Annotated in this window: 3 protein-coding genes; all 3 read right to left on the bottom strand. The window is 33.2% G+C overall.

The features are described from left to right. Positions 1-125: 125 nt before the first annotated feature. A complete protein-coding gene (locus tag B0E44_RS07025) occupies positions 126-482 on the bottom strand; it encodes an OmpA family protein (protein ID WP_077372135.1) in 357 nt (118 codons plus the stop codon). A 328-nt stretch (positions 483-810) separates the two neighbouring features. Further along, positions 811-1,881 carry an OmpA family protein gene (locus B0E44_RS07030; RefSeq protein WP_077372138.1) on the bottom strand — a complete coding sequence of 357 codons (1,071 nt, stop codon included), beginning with the start codon at positions 1,879-1,881 and terminating at the stop codon, positions 811-813. Positions 1,882-2,022: 141 nt separating this feature from the next. Continuing rightward, the coding region (locus B0E44_RS18935; RefSeq protein ID WP_217341296.1) for a hypothetical protein at positions 2,023-2,245 on the bottom strand (223 nt) is incomplete at its 5' end.

The following is a 2,245-nucleotide window of genomic DNA, read 5'->3' on the forward strand; positions in this document are numbered from 1 at the left end:
TGGTTACATTAACATTTAATATTATTTTTGGAATAGCCAATAATTTTTTTAATAGAAAAGGGCTGTTGTTTCCAACAGCCCCCTTCACCCAAACCTAATAAGAAAAATATTAAAATATATACGATCTAATATGTTGTTTTCAACTCAACTCTTCTGTTTTTGGCACGACCAGCAGCAGTTTTGTTATTTGCTATTGGTTTACCTTCTCCAAATCCCAAAGCAAGTAATCTAGTTTCAGATATACCTTTGCTCAGTAAGTATTGTTTTACTGATTCAGTACGTTCTTGTGATAATTTTATGTTGTAAGCATCACTACCATTACTGTCTGTGTGTCCTTGTATTTCAAGATTAGTCGCATCATAACGGTTTAAAATAATTACCAATTCATTCAATTGAACGTAAGAAGATGTTTTCAACTTAGCACTAGCATTCTCAAAGAAAAGTTTACCCGCAATCGAAGCTATTTTTTCAACATCTTGCATAGCAATTTCAGGGCATCCTTTGTTTACAATATTACCTTTTACAGTAGGTCATCAATGTCTGGAACACCATCACCATCAGTAAACATAAAGGTTTCTTGCTTTATTTAATTATTAAATCAAATATCACTCACAAATGGTATTTTTTAGTTACAAAACTTTTACCAATAGTTGTATCATTCACACCTTTATAAAATGAGATTCAATGGATTTTTTTACATATTAAAAGAGGAGCATGTTTTTTACCTAGATAATGGATTTGGTTCTATAGCAAAAAGAGAGACCGTTTTACAACGGTCTCTCTAAAAAAAAAACATTCAAAATAAAATCTTTAATAGGATGTTTCCAATTCAACTCTTCTGTTTTTGGCTCTGCCAGAAGCTGTTTTACTGCTGGCAATTGGTTTACCATTTCCAAAACCTATAGCTATTAATCTGCTTTCGGGAATCCCTTTGCTTATTAAGTAATTTTTCACAGAGTTGGCGCGTTGTTGTGATATTTCTCTATTTGCGATTTCATCCCCTATATCATCAGCATGTCCGCCAATTTGCAAATTAGTTGCATTATAGCGTTTTAATATGGCAACCAAATAATCAAGTTGAATAAATGAAGATGATTTAAGTTGAACACTACCATTTTCAAAGAAAAGTTTACCTGCGATATCAGCTATTTTTTTGATTTCCACAGGGGCAATTGTAGGACAACCTTTGTCAATAATATTTCCTTTTTCGGTTGGACAACGGTCTTTATTATCGGTAACACCATCACCATCAGTGTCTGCACAGCCATTTAATGATTGTGGCCCGGCAGCTTCAGGACAAAGATCGTCTTCATTGGCTACACCATCGTTGTCATTATCCAAAGGACATCCAGAAGCATTTACTTTGTAACCTGCAGTTGTATTAGGGCAAGTATCATCGATATCGGCAACGCCATCTTTATCAACATCCTGACAACCTTTTAAGTTAGCAGGCCCAGCGACATCAGGACAACGGTCTTTGCTATCGGCTATTCCATCTTTATCAGTATCTGGGCAACCATTCAAGGTCGCAGATCCAGCAAGATCTGGACATTCGTCTTTATAATCGGCAACTCCATCTATATCTTTATCGAGAGGACATCCAGTTTTGTCAACCACTACACCAGCAGGAGTGTTAGGACACATATCCTTTCTGTCACTAACGCCATCATTATCAGCATCTTTTATTTCAGACAAGAGAGCAATTGTTAAGCCTCCAACTCCATAAAAGGAAATACCTGTTGTGTAAAAATCATTCCCTAAATCTGCGGTATTTAATGTTCTGTCGTCAAACCTATTAATACTTTTTTTTAGGTCTTCGGTTTTTGCTTCGGTGATATATGTAAATGCTAAGCACATACACATTAATAGAATTTTTTTCATTTTGTGTTTTATAATTGTTTTTATAAAGGTCTTACACAAATTGAGTTTTAGTGTTATATAACTTTTTCAAATAGTTATATTATTGACAGTTTTTAGGCGTGTAAGTCTGATATAAAAGAGAAAAATATTGTTTAGTTCCTTTTAAATATTTTTCATTATTTCTGTAAAAAGAACATTAGTTTTTTTTAAAGTTTCTGTCATAAAATCAGATTGAGTAGGATTGCTTACAGTCTTTTTTCTTGAAGATATTTTACCCACTTTGCAATGACTTTTGGAACTTGAAACTGATTCATCTTTTACTTTAAACATCTTTATAGATTTATAGGATTTGTTTTTAAATTCTATTATAGAATCTTTAGAATAC

Source organism: Flavobacterium sp. A45, from assembly GCF_002001005.1.
GTDB lineage: Bacteria > Bacteroidota > Bacteroidia > Flavobacteriales > Flavobacteriaceae > Flavobacterium.